The sequence below is a fragment of the Longimicrobium sp. genome (assembly GCF_036399255.1).
GTDB lineage: Bacteria > Gemmatimonadota > Gemmatimonadetes > Longimicrobiales > Longimicrobiaceae > Longimicrobium.
Genome location: NZ_DASWNM010000077.1, coordinates 104,540 through 123,830, shown reverse-complemented (window position 1 = coordinate 123,830; position 19,291 = coordinate 104,540). Strand labels below are relative to the sequence as shown.

The window sequence follows — 19,291 nt, the reverse complement described above, 5'->3', positions numbered from 1 at the left end:
CCGGAAAGTTTCCCGCGGGGATGATCAGGCGGCGGCGGATGCGCCGGGCGCGTCCACCAGCACCAGGATGACGTCGTTGACGTTGGTGCCCGTGGGGCCGGTGACGATCAGGTCACCGGCGGCGTGCAGAAAGGGATGCGCGTCGTTGCGGCGCAGGGCGTCGCGCGCGTCCAGGCCGGCGGCGTGGCCGCGGGTCACCGTGCCGCCGTCCGCGAACGCGCCGGCCGCATCCGTGGGCCCGTCCGTCCCGTCCGTGCCGAGGGAGGCGGCCAGCACCTCGCCGACTCCTTCCAACTCCACCGCCAGCGCCAGCGCGAGCTCCTGGTTTCGCCCGCCCCGCCCGGGCCCCTGCACCGTCACCGTCGTTTCGCCGCCCAGGAGGAGGGCGATCGGCGCGTCCGATGCCTCGGCGCGGACGTTCATCGCCAGCAGCGCCACCTGCTCGCCCACGGAGCGCGCCTCGCCCTCCACGTCGTCCGCGACGATGCGCACGCGGTAGCCCAGCCGCTCCGCCTCACGCGCGGCGCCCTGCAGCGCGTCGCGGTTGCCGGCGACCACGTGGGCGGATGCGCGCGCGAACACGGTGTCGAACTCCTTGGGCGTCTCCACGCGTTCCCCGGCATCGCCGGCCTGCAGGTGCGCGCGGACGGCGGGGGGAACGGCCACGCCGCGCGACTCCAGCACCTCCAGCGCGTCCTCGTACGTGGTGGAGTCCGGCACCGTGGGTCCGGAGGCGATCACCTCCAGCGCGCCGCCCACCACGTCCGACACCGCGAGCGTCACCACGCGCGCCGGCGCCGCCGCGGCCGCCAGCCACCCGCCTCCAATGCGCGACAGGTGCTTGCGGACCGTGTTGATCTCGTGGATGGTGGCGCCGGAACGCAGCAGCGCGTCCGTCACGCCCCGCAGGTCCGCCAGCGTGACGCCGGGCACCGGCGCGGGCCACAGCGCGGACGCGCCGCCGGAGAGCAGGCACAGCACCAGGTCCCGCGGCCCCGCGCCGCGCGCCAGCCGCAGCGCCTCCGCCGCGCCCGCCATCCCTCGCGCGTCGGGAACGGGGTGCGCGGCCTCCCACACGTCCATGCGCGGCAGGTCCGCCCCGTGGCCGTCCTTGGTCGTGATCGTCCCCTCCGCGATCCACTCCCCCAGCACCTCCAGCGCACCGCTCGCCATCGCGGCTGCCGCCTTCCCCGCCCCGATCACCCGCACGCGGCCGATGGCGGCGAGGTCGACCTCCTCCGCTCCCGCGACGGTCAGCCGGTCGCCGTCCAGCGACAGCGCGCGGACGACCGCCGCGCGCGCGTCGGCCGCGGCGATGGCGGCGTGCAGGATGGCGCGGGCGTGCTCGCGAAGATGCGCGGTCATGGCTGTCGTTTCTCCACGAAAGCTGCCTTACGTACTCGCGCGCCGCCCCTCCTGTCGAAGGACGGCGCGCTGGTACGCAGCCGAAGCGGCACATTCACATGCCGCCCCCGCAACGTGAGAGGTGCATTCCGTTGCGCTCGACCTCTACAGATGCGGCGCCTGGCAGAACGGATCGCGGTAGATGCGGTTACCGTCGGCATCGTACCAGCAGGAGCAGGTCGGATCGTCCATGAAGTCCTCCGGCTGAAGAAGTGGGTCTTAGAAGAGGCGAACATCGGAGAATACCTTCGCCGATATGACCCGGAAACAGAACGGGGCGGATACGGCAATCGCCGGTTTCGCCCCGGCCCGCCACCCTGGTGCTGACGGACAGGGAGAACGCCGCCGCTGCCGTGCTCGCGAAGGTGCGCGGTCATGGGACGGGGGTGAGCGGCGCGCCGCCGGTGAGCACCGCGTGGACGTTGCGGGCCGCCAGCATCGCCATGCGCGTGCGCGTCTCGCGCGTGGCCGAGCCCACGTGCGGCAGCAGCGTGACGTTGGGCAGGTCCAGGAGGCCGGGATGGATCCGCGGCTCGCGCTCGTAGACGTCCAGCCCCGCACCGGCGAGCGGACCGTCGCGCAGCGCATCCACCAGCGCCGCCTCGTCCACCAGCGCGCCGCGAGCGGTGTTGACCAGGAACGAGCCCGGCCGCATCCGCCGCAGCGCATCCGCGTCGATCGCGTGGCGTGTGTCGGGCGTGAGCGGCGCGTGCAGGCTAAGCACGTCGCTGCGGCTGATCAATCCATCGAACTCCACCCACTCCGCCCCGGCCGCCGCCTCGTCCGCGGCCGGCAACCGGGTGCGGGAGTGATAGATGACGCGCATTCCGAACGGCGCCGCCCGCCGCGCCACCGCCTGGCCGATGCGCCCCATCCCGAAGATCCCCAGCGTCTTCTGGGACAGGTCGGCGCCGAGATAATCCCAGAATCCCCAGCCGTGGAACTCGCCCGCGCGTAGGCTGCACTCCGCGCCCGACAGGCCGCGCATGGCGGAGAGGAGGAGGGCCATCGCCAGGTCCGCCGTGGCGTCCGTCAGCACGTCCGGCGTGTTGGTGACGGTGATTCCGCGGGCGCGGCACGCATCGCGGTCCACGTGCTCGTAGCCCACCACCGCGTTGGCGACGATGCGCAGCCGCGGCGCGCGCCCCAGCAGCTCCGCGTCGACGCGGTCCGTCAGCAGGCAGAGCAGCGCCTCCGCATCGTCCATCGTCTCCCGCCACCCCTCCGGCCCGGCGAGCGACCCCAGCGGGCGCAGCAGGTCCAGCGCGGCGTCCGGCAGCGGAAAGGTGGTGACGATGCGCGCCATCTAGCCCACCGGCTTTTCCCAGAGGCTGATCCCGGCGCCGCCCAGCCCCAGCAGCGTGTGCTCGCGGACGCTCATCTCGCTGAACCCCAGCGCCCGGACGATGGGGTGAATGGCTAGGCGCCGCCGCTGGAACGCCGTCCGCAGCGCGACGATCCCCCGCCCGCCCAGCCACACCTCCACCGCCTCCAGCGCCTCGCGCGCCAGCCCCTGCCGCCGGTGCGCGGGATCGATCATCAGCATCCCCAGCAGCGCCCGGTCGGGCCCCGGGTTTCCCGCCCACCACCCCACCGCCCCCACGTCCTTGCCCGTGTCGAGCCGCGTGAGCACCGCCACCTGCCGCCCCCACGTCTGCTCGCACGCGCGCAGCTCCTGCGCGGCCGCGTCCGGCGCCGGCCCGCGCTGCCCGGTGAGCGCGGCGAAGTGGTCCGCGCAGGCGGTGAACACGGCCTGCAGCCGGTCCTCGTCGCCTTCCCGCAGCGCGCGGATGGCCAGGCGGGCGGTCTCGATGTCGATGGGCGCCGTGGGTGCTGCGTTCACTGCCTGCGGTCGCTCGGGTGGATGGATGCCGCCCCGCGTGGACGGCCCGTCGCGGGGAAGTTGCCCCGGAGCCCCCGCATGGTCAAGTTGGTGGCGACCCGGTCTGGTGGGACGAGTCCGCGAGGACAGCCACGAGCCTGAAAGCGGGCCCCATCCGCCCGCTATTCCCTATTCCCTGTTCCCTATTCCCTACGATGCAGCTAGAGTCCGCCCACTACATGCGGACGGGCGACCTGGTGCGCCACGACGGCGGACGGACGGGGAGCGTGGTGGAGGCGTTGACCCTGTGGGCCACCGTCCGCTGGGACGACGGCACCCACGAAGAGGTGGAGCAGCTGGATCCCCGCATCCTGGTGGTGGAGCGCGCCACCCGGGAGTAGAACACGCGGCAGATCTGCAACCTGCTACCGTTGCAGTGTAGATTGTGTGCAAAAACGCTGGCGCGCAACGACTTGGGTGTGTTAAACTGGAGGACGAATCCCCCTCCAGAAGGACATCCCAATGATCCAGAAGTACGAGCCGGCCGCCGACGCGGCCCGGACGGTTCTCATCGTGGAGGACCAGATCGAGATGCGGGCCATCGCCTCCGCCTACCTGGAGCGCCAGGGCTACCGCGTGCTGGCCACCGACAACGGCGCCGACGCCGTGCGGCAGGCGCGGGTGGAGCAGCCGGACCTGATCTTCATGGATGTCTCCATCCTGGGGATGGACGGCATTCGCGCCACGGCCGAGATCAAGCGCGACCCCGCCACGCGCGCCATCCCCGTCGTCATCGTCACCGCGCACCCGTACGGATCGGTGGGCAAGCGGGCGATGGACGCCGGGTGCGACGGGTGGCTGAACAAGCCGTGCGACCCCCGGCGCCTGCTGCAGGAAGTGCAGCGGCGGGTGGGCGCGCCCAACTGACCCCGACCCGCGCCGGATGAGCTTCATCGATCCCAGCTGGTGCGCGCGCCTCAACGCGCACCGCGCCCCCTCGCCGGAGCCCGCCCCCGCCGCCCCGGCGCCCCCCGCCGACGCGCGGCCGGCTCCCGCCCCCCTGGTGCGGCGGGAGGTTCCGTCCGTGCACGTGTGCGAGCTGTGCGGCACCACCATGTACGACCACCACTGCAAGATCGTCTGCCCCAACTGCGGCTACAAGCGCGACTGCAGCGACCCTTGAGGGTAATCCCAAGCCCGAAAAGAATGGTTCACGCGGAGGAACAAAGAGAGGACGCGGATGAAAGTTTCATCCGCGTCCTCTCTCGTTCCTCCGCGTGATTGTTTTTGCGGATCCTCGATCAGACTTTTGACGCGGGGAACGGAAAGCCGGTGGGCGCGGGCAGATCCGTGTGCAGATAGCCGCGCACGCCCGCGTCGCTGACGGCGTACCCCCAGTTGATCAGCCGCTCCTGCGTCACCCGGTCCATCCCCTTGAGCCGGGTGTCGATCTCCGCGAGCGCCATGGTGCGGTCGTGCGGGCAGGGGAGCGTGCCCTGCGCGGGGAACTTCGCGATGTCGCTGCGCGTGCGCCAGAACGCGCCCTTGCGAATCCCGGCCTCCAGCGAGCTCACCACCTGCCGCTTGCGCAGGCTGCGCACCTGGTTGTCGATCAGCGCGTTCACCCGCAGGCCGTGGCGCGCCCAGTCGCCGTGGGGCTGGGCCTGCGCGGCCATGTGGCCGCCCCCGTCGCTCACCAGCACCGTCTTGTAGTTCTTCCACACGGTCTCCAGCCCCAGGTTGTCGTACACGCCGCCGTCCGTAAGGAAGACGTCGGTGGTGTACGGCTCCTCGTGCAGGTCTTCACCGTCCTGCTTTCGCACCAGCCCCGGCGCCAGCTCCATCCGCGCGGGAGAAAGCACGGGCGGAAACGCCGACGACGCGGTGACGGCCACCGCCAGCGCGATGTCCGGCTTGTCCACCCGCCCAACGCGGTAGTCCGCCATGTACGGCCGCATGAAGCGCCACAGCACCCCGCTCTGCACGTTGGTGGCGTTGATGACGAAGCGCGGCCCCTCCTCGTCGGACGGCAGGTCCTGCAGCGTGGCGTTGCCGAACAGGTGCTTGCGGTAGGCGCGCTCTACCAGGTCGCTGATGGTGATGCCCGGCAGCAGCGCTCCCCCGCCCACCGACCAGCCGTCCACCGTGTGCCGCGCCAGCCGCTGGATCGGCTCCACTACCTTCTCGCGGAAGTTGGTGGCCACCTGGATGGTGCGGCCCGTTCCCGGCACCGGCCGCGTCTCCCAGGCCAGCTCCTTCCACTTCAGCCCCAGCACCCCCGCCGCGATGGAGCCGCCCGACACGCTGGAGATGCGCTTCAGCGTCCGCAGCACGCCCAGCTCGTTCAGCCGCCAGAGCACGCCGGTGTGAAAGAGCATGGCCCGGTAGCCGCCGCCGGACAGGCAGAGCCCGGTTCCCTCCTTTGGCTCGTCCTTGCCGCCCGATGCGCCGGTCACCAGGGGGGACAGGGCCTCGGCCAGCGACGGCGCGCCGGGAACGGCGGGGTGGGGCGTGGGATCGGTCATACGTACACTCCTTGTGATGAGGCCGCGTGAATGAAACGCGGAGATGATCAGCCGAGGTCGACGGTCACTCCCGGGGCGGCCGCGTCCGGGAACATCGTACGGTACCTGTACCTGCTCTTCAGGATGGCGTCGTCCCACGGCTCAGCGGGCTTGCCCCGGTGGTTGAACCAGAGCGTTGCGCCGCTGCGCTGCGCCACGATGCGGGCGACGGACTGCGGGTGGGGGTGGCCGTAGTACTTGCCGTTGGTGGAGATGAGGAAGTTGTCGCACTCCACCTGCTCCAGCAGGCGCGGGCTCAGGTTCCCCTTGCTGGCGTGGTGCGACACCTTGAGCGCATGCAGCGGCAGCCGCGACCCGCCGCCCGGCAGCGCGTCCAGCGCGCGCTCCAGCACCGGCGGATGCGCGTCGCCGGCGAACAGGCAGCGCACACCGCCGTACTCGGCCAGGAACGCGACGCTGCTGCCGTTGGCGGGCGAGGTGTCGGGCGTGTACGGCTCCCCGACCAGCGCCTCCACGTCCAGGCGCGGCGGGCCCAGCGCGTCGCCCGGCAGCGTCCGGAGGTCCTTGCGGTGCCCCAGAAGGCGCAGTGCCGCCCGGTGGTCCGTGGGCTCGAAGCCCTTGGCGTGCACCTCTTCCTTCCAGAACTTCGCCAGCGCGGCCAGCCCCTCGCGCACCGGGGAGAGCAGCGTGAGCTTCATCCCGCCGGGCAGCGTCACCACGGGCGGATTCGCGGGGTCCTCCACCATCACCGCCCCGCCCCCGAACGCCTGGTTCGACTTCAATCCACGCTCCGCGAACACCGCCGCCAGAAACTCGCCCTGCACCGGCCCCAGCGCGTCCGAGGGCAGGTGGCCAAAGTCGTTGAACCACACGTCGTCCACCCGCAGCCCCAGCGTGTCGTCGCGCAGCAGGCGCACCATCCCGGCGATGTGGTCGGCGTCCACGTGCGTCACCACCACCAGCTCGAAGCGGCGCTGGTCCGGCTCCAGATCGCGGATGCGCGTGCGCAGCGTGCGGTAGGTGGCCGCCGTGCCGCCGTCGATCAGGACGCGGTGCGGGCGGTCCGGGTCTTCGCCGTACTCCACCCACAGGCAGTCGCCGTGGCCCGCGGGGAGCATGTGGATGCGGAACAAGGTGGGATTCCTTTCGTTTCTAGTTGGCCAGGCGCCAGTCTGCGTCGCCGTACGCCACCAGCCCCAGCGCCATGGGCATTCCGTCCGCCACGGAGTCCCGCCGCAGCCGCAGCACCGCGTCGGCGAACGTCACCTCGGCTCCATCGGCCATGATCTCCTTCAGGATGCCCACCAGCTGTTCCGCGGCGGGCGCCACCTCGCGCCCCAGCACGGTGGAACTGGTGCACAGCACCACCGCCGCCCCTGCCCGGCGTAACGCCGGGACGAAGCCCTGGTAGCCCACCTCCGGCGCGATGGTCTCGCACCCCAGCAGCAGCACGACCGGCGGCTCGCCCGCCGCCTCCGCGCCTCCGTCCCCGCAGACGTGGGCGGGCTCGATGTGGCCGCTCAACAGGCGCTCCTTCGCGGCGATCTCCAGTCCAAGCGTGCGCAGCTTGTGGTTGTACACGGTATGCGACAGCACCACCAGCAGGCTTGGGCGCTGCGTCCTGACCGCCTCCTTCCAGGCGGCCCAGCTGTCTACCTGCCCGGCCGCTCCGGCAGCGCGCTTCAGCGCATCCAGCACCCGCCGTATGCGGGTCTTTTCCTTCGCGTCTTCACCTTCTACGCGGTCGCTGGCCGCGTACAGCGCGCAGCGAAGCGGGTGCAGCGTACCCCGGGTTTGCGCCGGATGCGTGAAGTTGAAGAGTTCGAAGGGCGTGGCCGGCGGGGGTGCCTTGTCATCGAACGCGTGCCGCTCGATCACGCGGCTCAGTCCCCAGAAGCCGGCTGGACAGACGTACGGAGAGGGGTCGCCGTCCTTCAGCGTGGGGCAGTCGAGACAGGAGCCGGTGCGCGCCGCCTGCTGCGCGTTGGGGCACATCTTCGCGGTTTCCGGGTCAGGGCTGGCGCGGTCGTACACCAGCTCCAGCGGAAGAAAGGCATCCGGCTTGGCGGCGACGATCTGGATGCGCGTGGAGGCGCGCAGCACGTCTCCGCCCCGCTGCTCCACCACCGCGTCGTGCAGCAGGCGCCCATGATACGCCAGCGTGCGCAGCAGCGCTTCGGTTTCGTCGGTGAACGGCGTCCCGGTAGGCCCGGTGCGTGTGGGGGGTGTCTCCGACAGCGCGGCGCGGATGAAGGTCAGCGTATCCTCCAGCCCCTCCAGCTCCAGCAGGCCCACGCGGTCCCCCGCGGTGGCGGTGGCGCGCCGCTCGCCGTCGTTGTTGCGGTTCAGCACCAGGGCGGCGTGAAAGTGCGACCGCTCGTCCAGCGCCGACACGTCCGGGTGCACCACCGCCTCCACCTGGAACGAGATGTCCGGCGGCCGCGGGCCCTTGGCACGGCGCTCACTCCCATCGTGCACGTGCCCGCGCAGCAGCGCGGTCTGCAGCACGCGGTTCTCGTACAGCACGGCCACGCGCGCCTCCACCTCCGGCACGCCCGCGCGCGGCACGAAGGTGAACCGGCACATGGTGCTGTCGCCGGTGGCGGGAAGGATCGCGGTGCCAATCTGCGGCTCGTCCAGGTGCCGCGGCTCGGAAAAGACCACGCGCAGCTCGTGGCCGTTCTCCGGCGGCAGCAGGTGAGCCGGGAACGCCTCGCCGGAGGTGTCCGCCAGCCACTCCGGGCGCGGCGCCCCCACGAACACGTCCACGTGGTGCGTGGCCCCCGCCAGGAACGATTCCGTCTGAAGGACCGACTCGCCGGAGTCCGCGACGGTGTTCACCTGCGCCTGCAGAAAGCGCGGGGCGGGCGTTTCGACCGCCTGCGGCGGCGGGGCAGCCGCCATCGCGTTCTTCAGGTTCGCCTTCAGCCGGGCGATGACGCTGGCTTCGGCGCGCTCGGAATCGAACGCGAATCCAGGAAGCCGATCCTCCAGCCGTGCTCCCACGACGTGCGCGTTCACCGATCCCGCCGCCGATTCCAATCCCAGCACCCAGGCCGCGTGGTCGTCCACCTCTACCGTCACGTGCGGCGGCGCGGTGGACATGCGCTCCGCCAGGCGCAGCGCGGCGCTGCCCAGCCGGGCCTCCTTCAGCAGCGACTCGGTGGCGAAGCAGAAGGGCTCCGGGTCCACCCGCCGCGTCGCGATGGACAGCGCCACGTCCAGCGGACGGTTGTGCGAAAGCTCCACCACCAGCTGCTCGAACCACGGGGCGCGCGCGCCCTCCGGCACGGAGGCGACCAGCACCCCCGCCGCGCCGGCTTCGCGGCGCAGCGTCGCCTGCAGCTCCACCGTGCGCTCCCACGGCTCCAGCGTGCCGCCCAGCACCACGACGCACGAGGCCTTGACCGGCGGCACCTGCGCCATCAGCACGGCCGCGGCCTCGCGCAGCGAATACGGCAGCACCAGCAGGTCGCACGTTTCGCCGCGGCCGTGGAGGGTTTGAACGGGCGAAAGCGTGTCGCTGTAGCGCGTTTCCCGCAGCTGGCCCATCAGCCGCCGCGACGCGGGATCGTCCAGGCAGCCCACCTGCAGCGGCCACGTCCACCGCACGCGCCCGCGCCGGCCCTGATCCACCGACACCGCGCCCGCTCCGCTCCGCGAGAGCTCGCGCACCACCCATCCCGCGGCGGTGCCGGCGCCTTCAAGGTGCAGCAGCAGCCGCGCCTGGCTGTTCCCCTCGCGATCGAGCGCGGCGCGGCCCAGCGCGCCTCGCCAAGCGGCGGCCAGCGCCCGCACCTGCTCCAGGGGCACCGGCTTGCGCCTGCGGTCCAGCTCGTCCCACGGAAAGCGCCAGCGGGCGGGCTCGTCGCCGGTCCCAAGTTTCGCGGTGAGCAGGTCCTCCGCGTCCGCGGGTGCCGCCAGGCTCGACAGCACGCCGGCGGCCGCGAGCGCATTCCGGAAATCCTCCGCGGAAAGCGCTGTGCCCCAGGTCTGGAATCGTTCGCGGCTCATGGCAGGGAAAGAATCCGTGTAGAGAGAATCCCGGAGCGGATGAGACCCGGCGCCCGTGGCGGGAAGAGGCTGGCGCCCCCCCATACTTTGTTGGTTGGACGCAGGGCGCCGCTTTCGCACCGGGAAGGTCAAGATAACGCGGCGTTTACAGGCCGCAATCATCTGATCGGCGAGGTCGAAAGAGAGAGGAGACCGGGTGTGGCCGGCGGTACGTCTGGAGAGGACCCGGCCGCGTGCGACCTCCGCCGCAGGTGCGTCAAGGATCTCCGTGAGGATTGTAGATTACGCGGAAACGTGGCTTCCCGGGAGGTGTCACCAAACCCTTCGAAGTCACGCGGGAGCTTGGCTTGCTGAGGGAGCGCACCACATGTAACCAGAAGCCACGCTACAGATCGCGCGCGACCCGAAGGGATCTCGTCCGCCTCATTGAGGGGCTGACTTCCGGACATAGAAGCCAGTCCCTCAGCTCTTCCGGCGAGATCCTTCGGTCGACACCCGCCGACACCCTGGATTTACTGCGCGGGCAGGTTCCGCCTCGTGAATGGAAACGCTCCAAGCTCCGGCGGTCTGCGGCGGCCGAAAGGTCACGAGCAGCAGAGAGTAGATTGGGGCTGCTTTCATCCCATAGTGCGCCTAGCGCCGTTGACTCAGGAAGTCAATCTCGCGAGACCGGCAACACCCTCTCAGGCAGCATCCCCCAGCAGCCGCTCCACGATCACCACGTCGCGCCAGGCGCCGTCCAGCCTGGCGTGCCGCAGGTAGGTGCCCACCTCGCGAAATCCGTGGCGCGCGCACAGGCGGCGCGACGCCTGGTTCTCCGGAAAGATGCGCGAGAGCACCTTCCACAGCCCCGCCGCCTCGCACGCCGGCAAGAAGGCGGCGAGCAGCGCGTCGCCCACGCGCCGGCCGCGTGCGTCGCCCGCCACGTAGACAGAGAACTCCGCGATCCCCGCGTAGCAGTCGCGCGGGCGGTAGGTGGAGGCGGCCACCCATCCCACCACCCGCCCGTCCGCCGTCGCCACCAGCACCGGGTGGCGCGGGTCGCCCAGCCACCCCCGCACCTCGTCCGGCGTGCGCTCGCGCGTCTCGAAGGTGGCCGTGCGGCCGCGGATCCCCTCGTTGTAGATGTCCGTGATCGCCGGCACGTCCGCATCGGTCGCGGGGCGGACGGTGACGGTGGAGTTCATGCGCGCGAACCAGGGGGCGGAGATGGGACCGGAAGAGAAAGCGCCACGACGACATACATTCCGTATGCGGCGACGAGCATACCGAGTTGCATGGCACAACGCGCTCCTCTGCGGTCCCGGAGTGTCCGCGCGAGCCGGAACGATCTCCAGGCGAACCTGCCCGCCTGCCACACGAGCCGGGGGCGTGCACGCCATGGTGCATATCGCACGCGCAGCAGCCGCGTGAACGCGAAGTCGCGGTAGCTGCTCACGAAGCCCGCCAGGTCTGCACATTCTGCGTAAAGGCTCAAGATCTCGCCCTCGCGTTCGGTACTCTGCCCGTCGTGAAGCAGGGATTCCAGCAGCAGCTTCATCCGCAGTGCTGTTGCGATCTGCCGAATGAAGTTCACATCCCGCAGGGGGCGACGAGCAAGCAGATCGGCGAGGCCGAGAACGCGCTCCACGGCGGCGTACGTACCCGGAGTCATGGGACTGCGCCACGGACGCTTCAGGTAGGGTGACAGCAGGATTCGACCATGCGTCGACAGGGACGTATACGGATGCCAGTCGAGCGGCCCCGCAACCTGAGCCGCATTCCAGATCTCATCCAGTTGCATCGCTTTTCCACTCGCCGCCAGCAAATCACCCCCGGCGTACGCAGAGCCAAGCGTGTGTCCACCGCTCCGGCTGGCGCGCGGCGTGTGCTCCAATTCCTTTCGCAAGGATCCCCGCTCACGCCCGGTCATCGCCAGCAGGTATCGGTGGCGCTCGGTGTCGAATCCCGGGTTGTGTGCTTCCGCCTCCTGATACGCCTCCGCATCCAGACCATCGACGTTGATGCCGAGCGCGTGCGCGACCGAAAGAATTCTGAGCGCCCGTTGCCCCGCCACACCGGCGCCCGCCAAACGGGCTCGAAACTCGGCTTTCCAGTCGAAGGCGGGTTCCTCGTCGACGGGATGCACACCGCCTGCGGCGGCAGAGAGCAGAAGCCCGGTGTGAGCGGACACCGCCCCCATTTTGCCGAACCCCGTTCCCAGGAGGGGCAGGTGCGTGGGTGCGCTGCCTCCTTCGTGCCTCACGAACAGGAGCGCAGACTTCGACCATCTGCCAGCGGGCTGCTGCTGAAAATACGGATTCACGTCGAATGCGTCGCTCGCGCTGTAGCCCACCATCAACAGCAGCGCTCCGCGGTCCAGCCGCCGCTCGAGCGGCTCGAACGGTTGCGGCAAGCCCTCCTTGATGCGTGCCAACGTGGCGCCCAGATATTCCGGATCGTCGGCAACGCCATGAAAATGCACGATCTCTCCCGCGCCCAGCTCCGGCTTCAGGATGAAGCGGCGTATGGAGCCCGCCACTTCGAGATCGAACGGATCGGGCCGCCCAACCAGGTGGCGAACTGCCGCTTGGAGGCAGAGATCAAAGTTCGCCGTGAACACGGCTGCGCCCTTTAGCACCAGCGAAGCGAGCGTGAAATGGACCGCGTTCGGTGGCGCATCGGCAAAGGAGGTGAAGGCCGGAAGAAACGCCACGGATGGATCTGCCGCGTCGCGCTCCAGTTCACCGAAGCCACCCAGTACGCTTTCCAGACGCGGACGTTGGGAGAATGGCTCCGGGCGGTACCCTGGGGAGCAGATTTCGTTGGCGCGCTCCCACAGGTTGACCAACCTTGCGCGGAAGGCAACGCCACAGGTCTCATCCAGCGCAAAATCGGTGAGAGCAAAGCCCAGCGGCAGACCCGTGGGGTAGCTGTACGAGATTCCGGCGCCCGCCCACACGACGAGCCGCTCGGGCGGGCATGCCGCGATCAACGATTCTGCATCGGCTTCATCGATCAGCATCGATCTGGAAAGAAATCATTGTTCCGGACATCCACTTTTACACACGAGCCGACGGCCTGCGGACTCACGAGCGCGCATGTGTGGGTCGATTCTGTGGATGGCTGCCGGCCAGCAGGACGGCGGCGGCCGCGGCCAGGCAGGCGGCCAGCAGTGCCCACAGCACCGGCCCGTATCCGCCACGGATCGCGTACAGCAGGCTGCCGCCCACGGGGGCGGCGGCGCGGGCCAGGGCCAGGTACATCGCCAGCACGCCGCTGATCCGCCCGTACTCCCGCGGCCCGTAGAACTCCGCCAGCAGCGCGGCGCGGGCGGGGGTGATGGCGCCGAAGCCCGCGCCGAACAGGACCACGCACGCCCACACCCACGCCTCGCCGCCATCCGTCAGCAGCGCGGCGATGCCCAGCGCCTGCATCAGGAAGATGGATGCGGTGACGGCGGCGCGCGGCCACCGGCCGCCCAGCGGCGTAAAGATGAGGCGCCCCGGCAGCGCCATCAACCCGATCGCGCCCAGCGCCGCGCCCGCGAACGCCGGCGTGTAGCCCCGCTCCAGCAGCAGCGGGATCAGGTGCACCGCGACCGCCGTCGTCGCCAGCGACGAGAGCGCGAAGGCGAGGGTGAGCCAGCGAAACGGCGCGCCGCGGATCGCCACGTCCGCGGAAACACTGGGGAGGACGGGGGATGCGCGGCGTCCGTCCCCATCCACCGCCGCGCCGCCGTCCGGCAGCAGCCCCAGGTCCCGCGGGTGGCGGCGGAGGAGGATGGCGTGCGGCAGGATAGTGGTGGCCGCAAGGATGGCGGCGAGCCAGACCAGGGCGCGTCGCCATTCGTACGCCTCCACCAGCCACGTGGCCAGGGGGACGAAGATCACGCTGGCAAAGCCGGCCACGAAGGTCAGCAGCGTAAGCGCGCGGCCCCGCAGGCGGTGGAACCAGCTGGCGACCACCGCGAACGCCGGCTCGTACAGCACCGCCGCCATCGCCACGCCCAATCCCGCCCAGATGGCGTAGAACGCGGCGAGCGAATCCGTCGCGGCCCACGCCAGCAGGAGCAGCGCGGAAAGGAGGGAGCCGGCCGTCATCAGCCCGCGCGCACCGTGCCGGTCCATCCAGCGCCCCGCCGGGACCGCCGTGAAGCCGCTGACCAGCGACGCCAGCGAGAACGCGCCCGTCATCGCCGTGCGCGACCACCCCAGCTCAGCGTGCATCGGCGCCAGGAAGACGGGAAAGGCGTACTGCAGCACGCCGTACGACACCGTCTCCGTCACCGCGAGCACCCCGACCAGCACCCAGCCGTAGTACAGCCGCGCTGGCGCGGCGGAGGAGGGCGGGACGCCGTCCTCTTCCGCCGCGGCCGTCTGCATCAGCAGCAGCCTCCGCCGCCCGCCAGCACCGGCAGCCCCGAGCCGCACCCGCTGGCGATGCCGCACGATCCCGCCACCGGCGCGTGCTCCACGCCCGCCTCGTCCTGCACCGAGCAGCACCCCGAGCCCGCCAGGTCCGACGAGCACACCCCCGTCTCCGGCAGCACCAGCTCCACCGCGCGCGCGGACTCCAGGTCGCCCGCCAGTGCGGCGGCCACGGAGCGCACCTGCTCGTAGCCGGTGAGAAGCAGGAAGGTGGGCGCGCGGCCGTAGCTCTTCATCCCCACCACGTAGAAGTCGCGCTCCGGGTGCGAAAGCTCCTCGTAGCCGTGCGGATACACCGTGCCGCAGGAGTGCTGGTTGGGGTCGATGAGGGGCGCCAGCGCGACCGGCGCCTCCAGCCACGAATCCAGCCCGGTGCGCAACTCGCGCAGCATCTCGACGTTCGGCCGAAAGCCGGTCGCCACCACCAGCTCGTCCACGGGGCCGATCACCCCCTCGCCCTCCCCCTCCACCACGATCCCGCGCTCCGTCCGCACCAGCCGAGAGGTGCGAAAGCCGCTCACCAGCTTTACCGCGCCGCCGTCGACCAGCGTGCGCAGCCGCACGCCCAGACTGCCGCGCGCGGGGAGCCTGTCCTTTTCCGCGCCGCCGAAGAGCAGGCCGGGCTCCGTGCGGCGGATGGCCCAGACGGTCTCCGTCCCCGGCGCCTCGCGGGCCAGCGCGGCCAGGTCCAGAAGCGCGTTGAACGCGGAGTGCCCGCTCCCCACCACCAGCGTGCGCCGGCCCGCGTAGCGCGCGCGGTCGCGGCCCAGCACGTCGGGAATTCCGTAGTGAATGCGGTCCGCCAGCTCCGCCTCGCCCTCCACCGGCAGCCCGCCCGCGCCGATGGGGTTGGGCGACTGGTACGTCCCCGACGCGTCGATCACGGCGCGCGCCAGCAGCCGCTCGGTGCGTCCGTCCGCCGTGCGCACCACCAGCTCGAAGGGCGCCTGCTCGCGGCCGGCGGTCTTCACCTTGTCGAAGCCGCGGCGCGAAACGGCCACCACGCGGCGTCCCGTCCGCAGGTGTGGCGCGATACCGGGCAGCGCGGCCAGCGGCTCCAGGTAGCGCTCCACCAGTTCGCCGCCGGTGGGGAGCGCGTCGCCGTCCGGCTCCGTCCACCCCGCGGCCTGCAGCATCGTGCGCGCGGCCGGGTCCACCAGGTACTTCCAGGGCGAGAACAGCCGCACGTGCGCCCAGCGGCGGATGCTGGCCCCCGCTGCCTCGCCCGCCTCCAGCACCACCGGCCTGATTCCCCGCGCCACCAGGTGCGCCGACGCCGCCAGTCCGACCGGCCCCGCGCCGATCACCGCCACCGGGAGCTCCGCTCCGCCCACGCGCTGCATCTCCATGGCCCCGCTCCTCTTATCAATTTTGGTTGATGGATCGCGGCGAAGAAAAGCGGCCCGCCGGCCGCATCGTCGCCCTCTCGTGCTGAGGGGATAATACATCAGTGGATTTTGATGTGTCAAGGAGGATGATCAGCAGGGAGAGCGAATGGTCTGGGATCGTGGATCGGCGATTGGGGTCGAACTGCGTCCGACGGGGTGCCGCCCCTCCCCCGGCCCCTCCCCGTTCGTTCCTCACGGAGAGGGGAGAATTCGATCCCGCTTCGGAAGGGGCCTGCGCGAGAGGCACGCCCCCTCCGGGCTCGCATTACTCGCCCACCTCCCCCAAAACCCCTGGGGGAGGTCGGACATCGATCCCCGCCCCGTGGCAGGCACTCTCCTGTACCCAGAGGCCGCCAGTCCGCGAAGGCGGCCTTCGTGTGGTTGTTGCAGCGAATTCATTCGCCCTTGCAAGCCCTTGCAAGCCCCTGCAAGCCCTACCCAAGTCCTTGTCCCCTCGGGACCACCCCACCCTTGACATAGGGGGTGGGGGTACACTACACTTGTACTCGCCGGGTAGGGTACGGGGGTATACGGATCCGAGATGGTGCGGAGATCGCGGCCAGCGGAGCGGAGCCACGGAGGAGGCGATGAGCGGAATCGAATGGATGGTGGTCCTGGCGGGGATCGCGGGGATCGCCTGGGTGAACTGGTACTTCTTTCTCTCGCACGGGCCGGCGGCGCAGGCCGCAACGGGCGCGGGCGGGGTGCAGGAGGTGACCATCGCGGTGCAGGGCGGCTACTCGCCTGCGCAGGTGCGGGTCAAGCGCGGGGCGCCGGTGCGGCTGGTGTTCGACCGGCAGGAAACGTCGGGGTGCTCGGAAGAGGTGGTGATCCCCGAGTTCGGCATCCGCCGCTTCCTTCCCGCCTTTCAGAAGACGGCGGTGGAGATCACGCCCACGCGGGCCGGAACGTTCGATTTCACCTGCGGCATGAGCATGCTTCGCGGCAAGCTCACCGTAGAGGATTGAGGGATAAAAACATGTCGACCAGGACGAACACGGGTGAGACGGTCACCCTCCACGTTTCCGGGATGAGCTGCGGCGGCTGCTCGGCAAGAGTTCAGCGGGCGCTGCAGCAGCACCCGGGGGTGAACGCCGCCGCCGTGGACCTGACGCGGAAGAGCGCCACGGTGGAATTCGATCCCGCCTCGACCTCCGCGGAGGCGCTGGTGGGGGCCGTTCGCTCCGCCGGGTACGGCGCGGAGCTGTCGGCGGAGAGGACGGAGGGATAAGCCATGTCTGCCACGACGCACGACCACGCGGCGCACGCGGGGCACGACCACGCCGGCCACGCGGCCGGACCGGCGGCGCCTCAGCCGGGGAGCAAGGTTACCATCCCGGTTTCGGGGATGACCTGTGCGGCCTGCAGCGGCCGCGTGCAGCGGGCGCTGGAAAAGCACCCGGGCGTGAACACGGCCGCGGTGAACCTGATGCTGAAGAACGCCACGGTGGAGTTCGACCCGGCCTCCACCTCGCCCGACGCGCTGGTGCAGGCCATCCGCTCCACCGGCTACGAGGCGGCCCTCCCCGTGCCGGACCAGAGCGCCTTCGACGAGCAGGAGGCGCAGGACCGCGCGCACGACGAGGAGTTCCGCGACCTGCGCCTCAAGGCGGGCGCCAGCTTCGCCGTGGCAATGGTGGCCATGCTGGCCTCCATGCCGCTGATGGCCGGCGGCGCGCACGGGCACGGCGCCACGGTCGATCCATTCATGCGCTGGGCCATGGGGTGGATGAACCCCGCGCTGCAGTCCGCGCTTCCCTGGCTGTACCAGGTGCCGCGCTGGGTGCTGACGTACAGCCTGCTGGCGCTGACGGTGGGGATCATGGGGTGGGCCGGGCGGCACTTCTACACGCGGGCGTGGGCGTCCTTCCGCCACCGCTCGGCGGACATGAACACGCTCATCGCCATCGGCACGGGGGCGGCGTTCGCATACTCCGTAGTGGCGACGGTGGCGCCCGGCTTCTTTCTGGCGCGCGGCATTCAGCCGGACGTGTACTACGAGGCCGTCGTCTTCATCATCGCCCTCATCCTGATGGGGAACGCGATGGAGGCGCGGGCCAAGCGCCAGACCTCCTCCGCCCTGCGCGCCCTGGCGACGCTGCAGCCAAAGACCGCCCGCGTCCTCCGCGGCGGCACCGAGGCGGACGTGCCGGTGGAAGAGGTGCGCCACGGCGACACGGTCGTCGTCCGCCCCGGCGAGCGAGTTCCCGTGGACGGGCAGGTGGTGGGCGGAAGCAGCGCGGTGGACGAGTCGATGCTGACCGGCGAGTCCGTCCCCGTGGCCAAGGGCGTGGGGGACCGGGTCATCGGCGGCACCATCAACCGCACCGGCGCGTTCCGCTACACGGCCACCACGCTGGGCGCGGAAAGCGTGCTGGCGCAGATCGTACGGCTGATGCGCGACGCGCAGGGCTCGCGCGCGCCCATCCAGCGGCTGGCGGACCGCATCAGCGGCATCTTCGTTCCCGTGGTGCTGCAGGTCGCCATCGCCACCTTCGTCCTCTGGTTCGTCATGGCGGATACGGCGCCGGGGGTGCGCGCGTTCGCGGCGGCCGTGGCGGTGCTCATCATCGCCTGCCCGTGCGCCATGGGGCTGGCGGTGCCCACCGCGGTGATGGTGTCGACGGGCAAGGGCGCCGAGGCGGGCGTGCTGATCAAGGGCGGCGAGGCGCTGCAGCGCGCCGGGGGCGTCACCACCGTCGTCCTCGACAAGACGGGGACGGTCACGGAAGGCCGCCCCACGGTCACCGAGCTGGCCCTGGCGCCCGGCGCGCGCGGCAGCGTGGTGGACTCGGAGGAGGACCTGCTGCGGCTGGTCGCCTCCGTGGAGGCCTCGTCCGAGCACCCGCTGGCGGACGCCATCGTCCAGCACGCCAGGTCGCGCGGGATCGCCCTGTCCGATGCGGAAGGGTTCCAGGCGGTGACCGGCCGCGGCGCGGTGGGGGTGGTGGATGGGCGGATGCTGGCCATCGGCAACGCGCTGCTGATGGGCGACTACGGCATCGCCCCCGGCGCGCTGGCGGGCGATGCGGAACGGCTGGCCGCGGCGGGCAAGACGCCGATGTACGTGGCGGTCGATGGAAAGCTGGCCGCCCTGGTCGCCGTCGCCGATCCCATCCGGGCGACGTCGAAGGCCGCCATCCGCCGCCTGCGCGGCATGGGTCTGCGCGTGGTGATGCTGACCGGCGACAACCGCCACACCGCCGGCGCCGTGGCGCGCGAAGCCGGCATCGAGCACGTGGTGGCCGAGGTGCTGCCGGAGGGCAAGGTGGCCGAGGTCAAGCGGCTGCAGGCCGAGGGGCGCACGGTGGCGATGGTGGGCGACGGCATCAACGACGCCCCCGCGCTGGCGCAGGCGGACGTGGGCATCGCCATCGGCACGGGGACCGACGTGGCGATGGAGGCCGCCGACGTCACGCTGATGCGCGGCGACCTGGGCGGCGTGGCCGCGGCCATCCACCTGTCGCGCCGCACCATGCGGACGATGAAGCAGAACCTGTTCTGGGCCTTCGTCTACAACGTGGTGGGGATCCCCATCGCCGCCGGGATCCTGTACCCGGCCACGGGGCTGCTGCTCTCGCCGATCCTGGCGAGCGCCGCCATGGCCTTCAGCTCGGTGAGCGTGGTGGCCAACAGCCTTCGCCTGCGCCGGGTGCGCCTGGCCTGACGGCGGAAAGGCGCGGCGGCGGATAGGGGGTGGACCTATCCCTCCGCCGCGCATAGAATTGA

Annotated in this window: 16 protein-coding genes; 6 read left to right on the top strand and 10 right to left on the bottom strand. The window is 71.0% G+C overall.

Annotated features, from left to right (window positions below; translation table 11 throughout):
• Positions 1 to 24: 24 nt before the first annotated feature.
• The 3 genes from VGC13_RS13185 to VGC13_RS13175 all read right to left on the bottom strand — a co-directional run bounded on the left by VGC13_RS13185 (position 25) and on the right by VGC13_RS13175 (position 3,247).
• On the bottom strand, positions 25 to 1,365 hold the full coding sequence (locus VGC13_RS13185) for a glycerate kinase (RefSeq protein ID WP_331125719.1): 1,341 nt from the start codon (positions 1,363 to 1,365) through the stop codon (positions 25 to 27).
• Between the two features lie 412 nt (positions 1,366 to 1,777).
• Positions 1,778 to 2,710, bottom strand: a complete 933-nt coding sequence (locus VGC13_RS13180) for a D-glycerate dehydrogenase (protein ID WP_331125718.1) — start codon at positions 2,708 to 2,710, stop codon at positions 1,778 to 1,780.
• Positions 2,711 to 3,247 (bottom strand): GNAT family N-acetyltransferase, encoded by a 537-nt coding sequence (locus VGC13_RS13175; RefSeq protein WP_331125717.1) that lies wholly within the window; start codon positions 3,245 to 3,247, stop codon positions 2,711 to 2,713.
• 194 nt (positions 3,248 to 3,441) lie between these two features.
• On the opposite strand from VGC13_RS13175, the gene VGC13_RS13170 reads away from it, so the two are divergent.
• From VGC13_RS13170 to VGC13_RS13160, 3 genes are all read left to right on the top strand, one after another.
• A complete protein-coding gene (locus VGC13_RS13170; RefSeq protein WP_331125716.1) occupies positions 3,442 to 3,627 on the top strand; it encodes a hypothetical protein in 186 nt (61 codons plus the stop codon).
• 121 nt (positions 3,628 to 3,748) lie between these two features.
• Complete coding sequence (locus tag VGC13_RS13165) at positions 3,749 to 4,153, top strand: response regulator (RefSeq protein WP_331125715.1); 405 nt, start codon at positions 3,749 to 3,751, stop codon at positions 4,151 to 4,153.
• 16 nt (positions 4,154 to 4,169) lie between these two features.
• Positions 4,170 to 4,409 (top strand): hypothetical protein, encoded by a 240-nt coding sequence (locus tag VGC13_RS13160; protein ID WP_331125714.1) that lies wholly within the window; start codon positions 4,170 to 4,172, stop codon positions 4,407 to 4,409.
• 118 nt (positions 4,410 to 4,527) lie between these two features.
• Here the strand turns inward: VGC13_RS13160 and VGC13_RS13155 are convergent, their stop codons facing one another.
• From VGC13_RS13155 to VGC13_RS13125, 7 genes are all read right to left on the bottom strand, one after another.
• The gene (locus tag VGC13_RS13155; protein ID WP_331125713.1) at positions 4,528 to 5,751 is read right to left on the bottom strand and encodes a patatin-like phospholipase family protein; all 1,224 of its coding nucleotides are present in this window, start codon (positions 5,749 to 5,751) and stop codon (positions 4,528 to 4,530) included.
• A 47-nt stretch (positions 5,752 to 5,798) separates the two neighbouring features.
• Positions 5,799 to 6,884: a ComEC/Rec2 family competence protein gene (locus VGC13_RS13150; RefSeq protein WP_331125712.1), complete on the bottom strand. Its 1,086-nt coding sequence runs from the start codon at positions 6,882 to 6,884 to the stop codon at positions 5,799 to 5,801.
• Positions 6,885 to 6,903: 19 nt separating this feature from the next.
• Positions 6,904 to 9,765 (bottom strand): hypothetical protein, encoded by a 2,862-nt coding sequence (locus VGC13_RS13145; protein ID WP_331125711.1) that lies wholly within the window; start codon positions 9,763 to 9,765, stop codon positions 6,904 to 6,906.
• A gap of 683 nt (positions 9,766 to 10,448) precedes the next feature.
• Positions 10,449 to 10,952, bottom strand: a complete 504-nt coding sequence (locus VGC13_RS13140; protein WP_331125710.1) for an arsinothricin resistance N-acetyltransferase ArsN1 family A — start codon at positions 10,950 to 10,952, stop codon at positions 10,449 to 10,451.
• On the bottom strand, positions 10,949 to 12,769 hold the full coding sequence (locus VGC13_RS13135; RefSeq protein ID WP_331125709.1) for a hypothetical protein: 1,821 nt from the start codon (positions 12,767 to 12,769) through the stop codon (positions 10,949 to 10,951). The genes VGC13_RS13140 and VGC13_RS13135 overlap by 4 nt, the downstream gene beginning before the upstream one ends.
• 64 nt (positions 12,770 to 12,833) lie before the next feature.
• Complete coding sequence (locus tag VGC13_RS13130; RefSeq protein WP_331125708.1) at positions 12,834 to 14,129, bottom strand: MFS transporter; 1,296 nt, start codon at positions 14,127 to 14,129, stop codon at positions 12,834 to 12,836.
• Positions 14,129 to 15,523 (bottom strand): FAD-dependent oxidoreductase, encoded by a 1,395-nt coding sequence (locus VGC13_RS13125; protein WP_331125707.1) that lies wholly within the window; start codon positions 15,521 to 15,523, stop codon positions 14,129 to 14,131. Before VGC13_RS13125 ends, VGC13_RS13130 begins: the two co-directional genes overlap by 1 nt.
• A gap of 626 nt (positions 15,524 to 16,149) precedes the next feature.
• Here VGC13_RS13125 and VGC13_RS13120 point away from each other — a divergent pair.
• The 3 genes from VGC13_RS13120 to VGC13_RS13110 all read left to right on the top strand — a co-directional run bounded on the left by VGC13_RS13120 (position 16,150) and on the right by VGC13_RS13110 (position 19,229).
• On the top strand, positions 16,150 to 16,530 hold the full coding sequence (locus VGC13_RS13120) for a cupredoxin domain-containing protein (protein WP_331125706.1): 381 nt from the start codon (positions 16,150 to 16,152) through the stop codon (positions 16,528 to 16,530).
• 11 nt (positions 16,531 to 16,541) lie between these two features.
• Positions 16,542 to 16,793 (top strand): heavy metal-associated domain-containing protein, encoded by a 252-nt coding sequence (locus tag VGC13_RS13115; RefSeq protein WP_331125705.1) that lies wholly within the window; start codon positions 16,542 to 16,544, stop codon positions 16,791 to 16,793.
• 117 nt (positions 16,794 to 16,910) lie between these two features.
• Positions 16,911 to 19,229 carry a heavy metal translocating P-type ATPase gene (locus VGC13_RS13110; protein WP_414682992.1) on the top strand — a complete coding sequence of 773 codons (2,319 nt, stop codon included), beginning with the start codon at positions 16,911 to 16,913 and terminating at the stop codon, positions 19,227 to 19,229.
• Positions 19,230 to 19,291 lie beyond the last annotated feature (62 nt).

Bases quoted from the DNA above. Each gene is read 5' to 3' on its own strand.
- VGC13_RS13185 (WP_331125719.1), bottom strand. From the start codon at position 1,365: ATGACCGCGCATCTTCGCGAGCACGCCCGCGCCATCCTGCACGCCGCC.
- VGC13_RS13180 (WP_331125718.1), bottom strand. From the start codon at position 2,710: ATGGCGCGCATCGTCACCACCTTTCCGCTGCCGGACGCCGCGCTGGAC.
- VGC13_RS13170 (WP_331125716.1), top strand. From the start codon at position 3,442: ATGCAGCTAGAGTCCGCCCACTACATGCGGACGGGCGACCTGGTGCGC.
- VGC13_RS13165 (WP_331125715.1), top strand. From the start codon at position 3,749: ATGATCCAGAAGTACGAGCCGGCCGCCGACGCGGCCCGGACGGTTCTC.
- VGC13_RS13160 (WP_331125714.1), top strand. From the start codon at position 4,170: ATGAGCTTCATCGATCCCAGCTGGTGCGCGCGCCTCAACGCGCACCGC.
- VGC13_RS13155 (WP_331125713.1), bottom strand. From the start codon at position 5,751: ATGACCGATCCCACGCCCCACCCCGCCGTTCCCGGCGCGCCGTCGCTG.
- VGC13_RS13145 (WP_331125711.1), bottom strand. From the start codon at position 9,765: ATGAGCCGCGAACGATTCCAGACCTGGGGCACAGCGCTTTCCGCGGAG.
- VGC13_RS13140 (WP_331125710.1), bottom strand. From the start codon at position 10,952: ATGAACTCCACCGTCACCGTCCGCCCCGCGACCGATGCGGACGTGCCG.
- VGC13_RS13135 (WP_331125709.1), bottom strand. From the start codon at position 12,769: ATGCTGATCGATGAAGCCGATGCAGAATCGTTGATCGCGGCATGCCCG.
- VGC13_RS13130 (WP_331125708.1), bottom strand. From the start codon at position 14,129: ATGCAGACGGCCGCGGCGGAAGAGGACGGCGTCCCGCCCTCCTCCGCC.
- VGC13_RS13125 (WP_331125707.1), bottom strand. From the start codon at position 15,523: ATGGAGATGCAGCGCGTGGGCGGAGCGGAGCTCCCGGTGGCGGTGATC.
- VGC13_RS13120 (WP_331125706.1), top strand. From the start codon at position 16,150: ATGAGCGGAATCGAATGGATGGTGGTCCTGGCGGGGATCGCGGGGATC.
- VGC13_RS13115 (WP_331125705.1), top strand. From the start codon at position 16,542: ATGTCGACCAGGACGAACACGGGTGAGACGGTCACCCTCCACGTTTCC.
- VGC13_RS13110 (WP_414682992.1), top strand. From the start codon at position 16,911: ATGACCTGTGCGGCCTGCAGCGGCCGCGTGCAGCGGGCGCTGGAAAAG.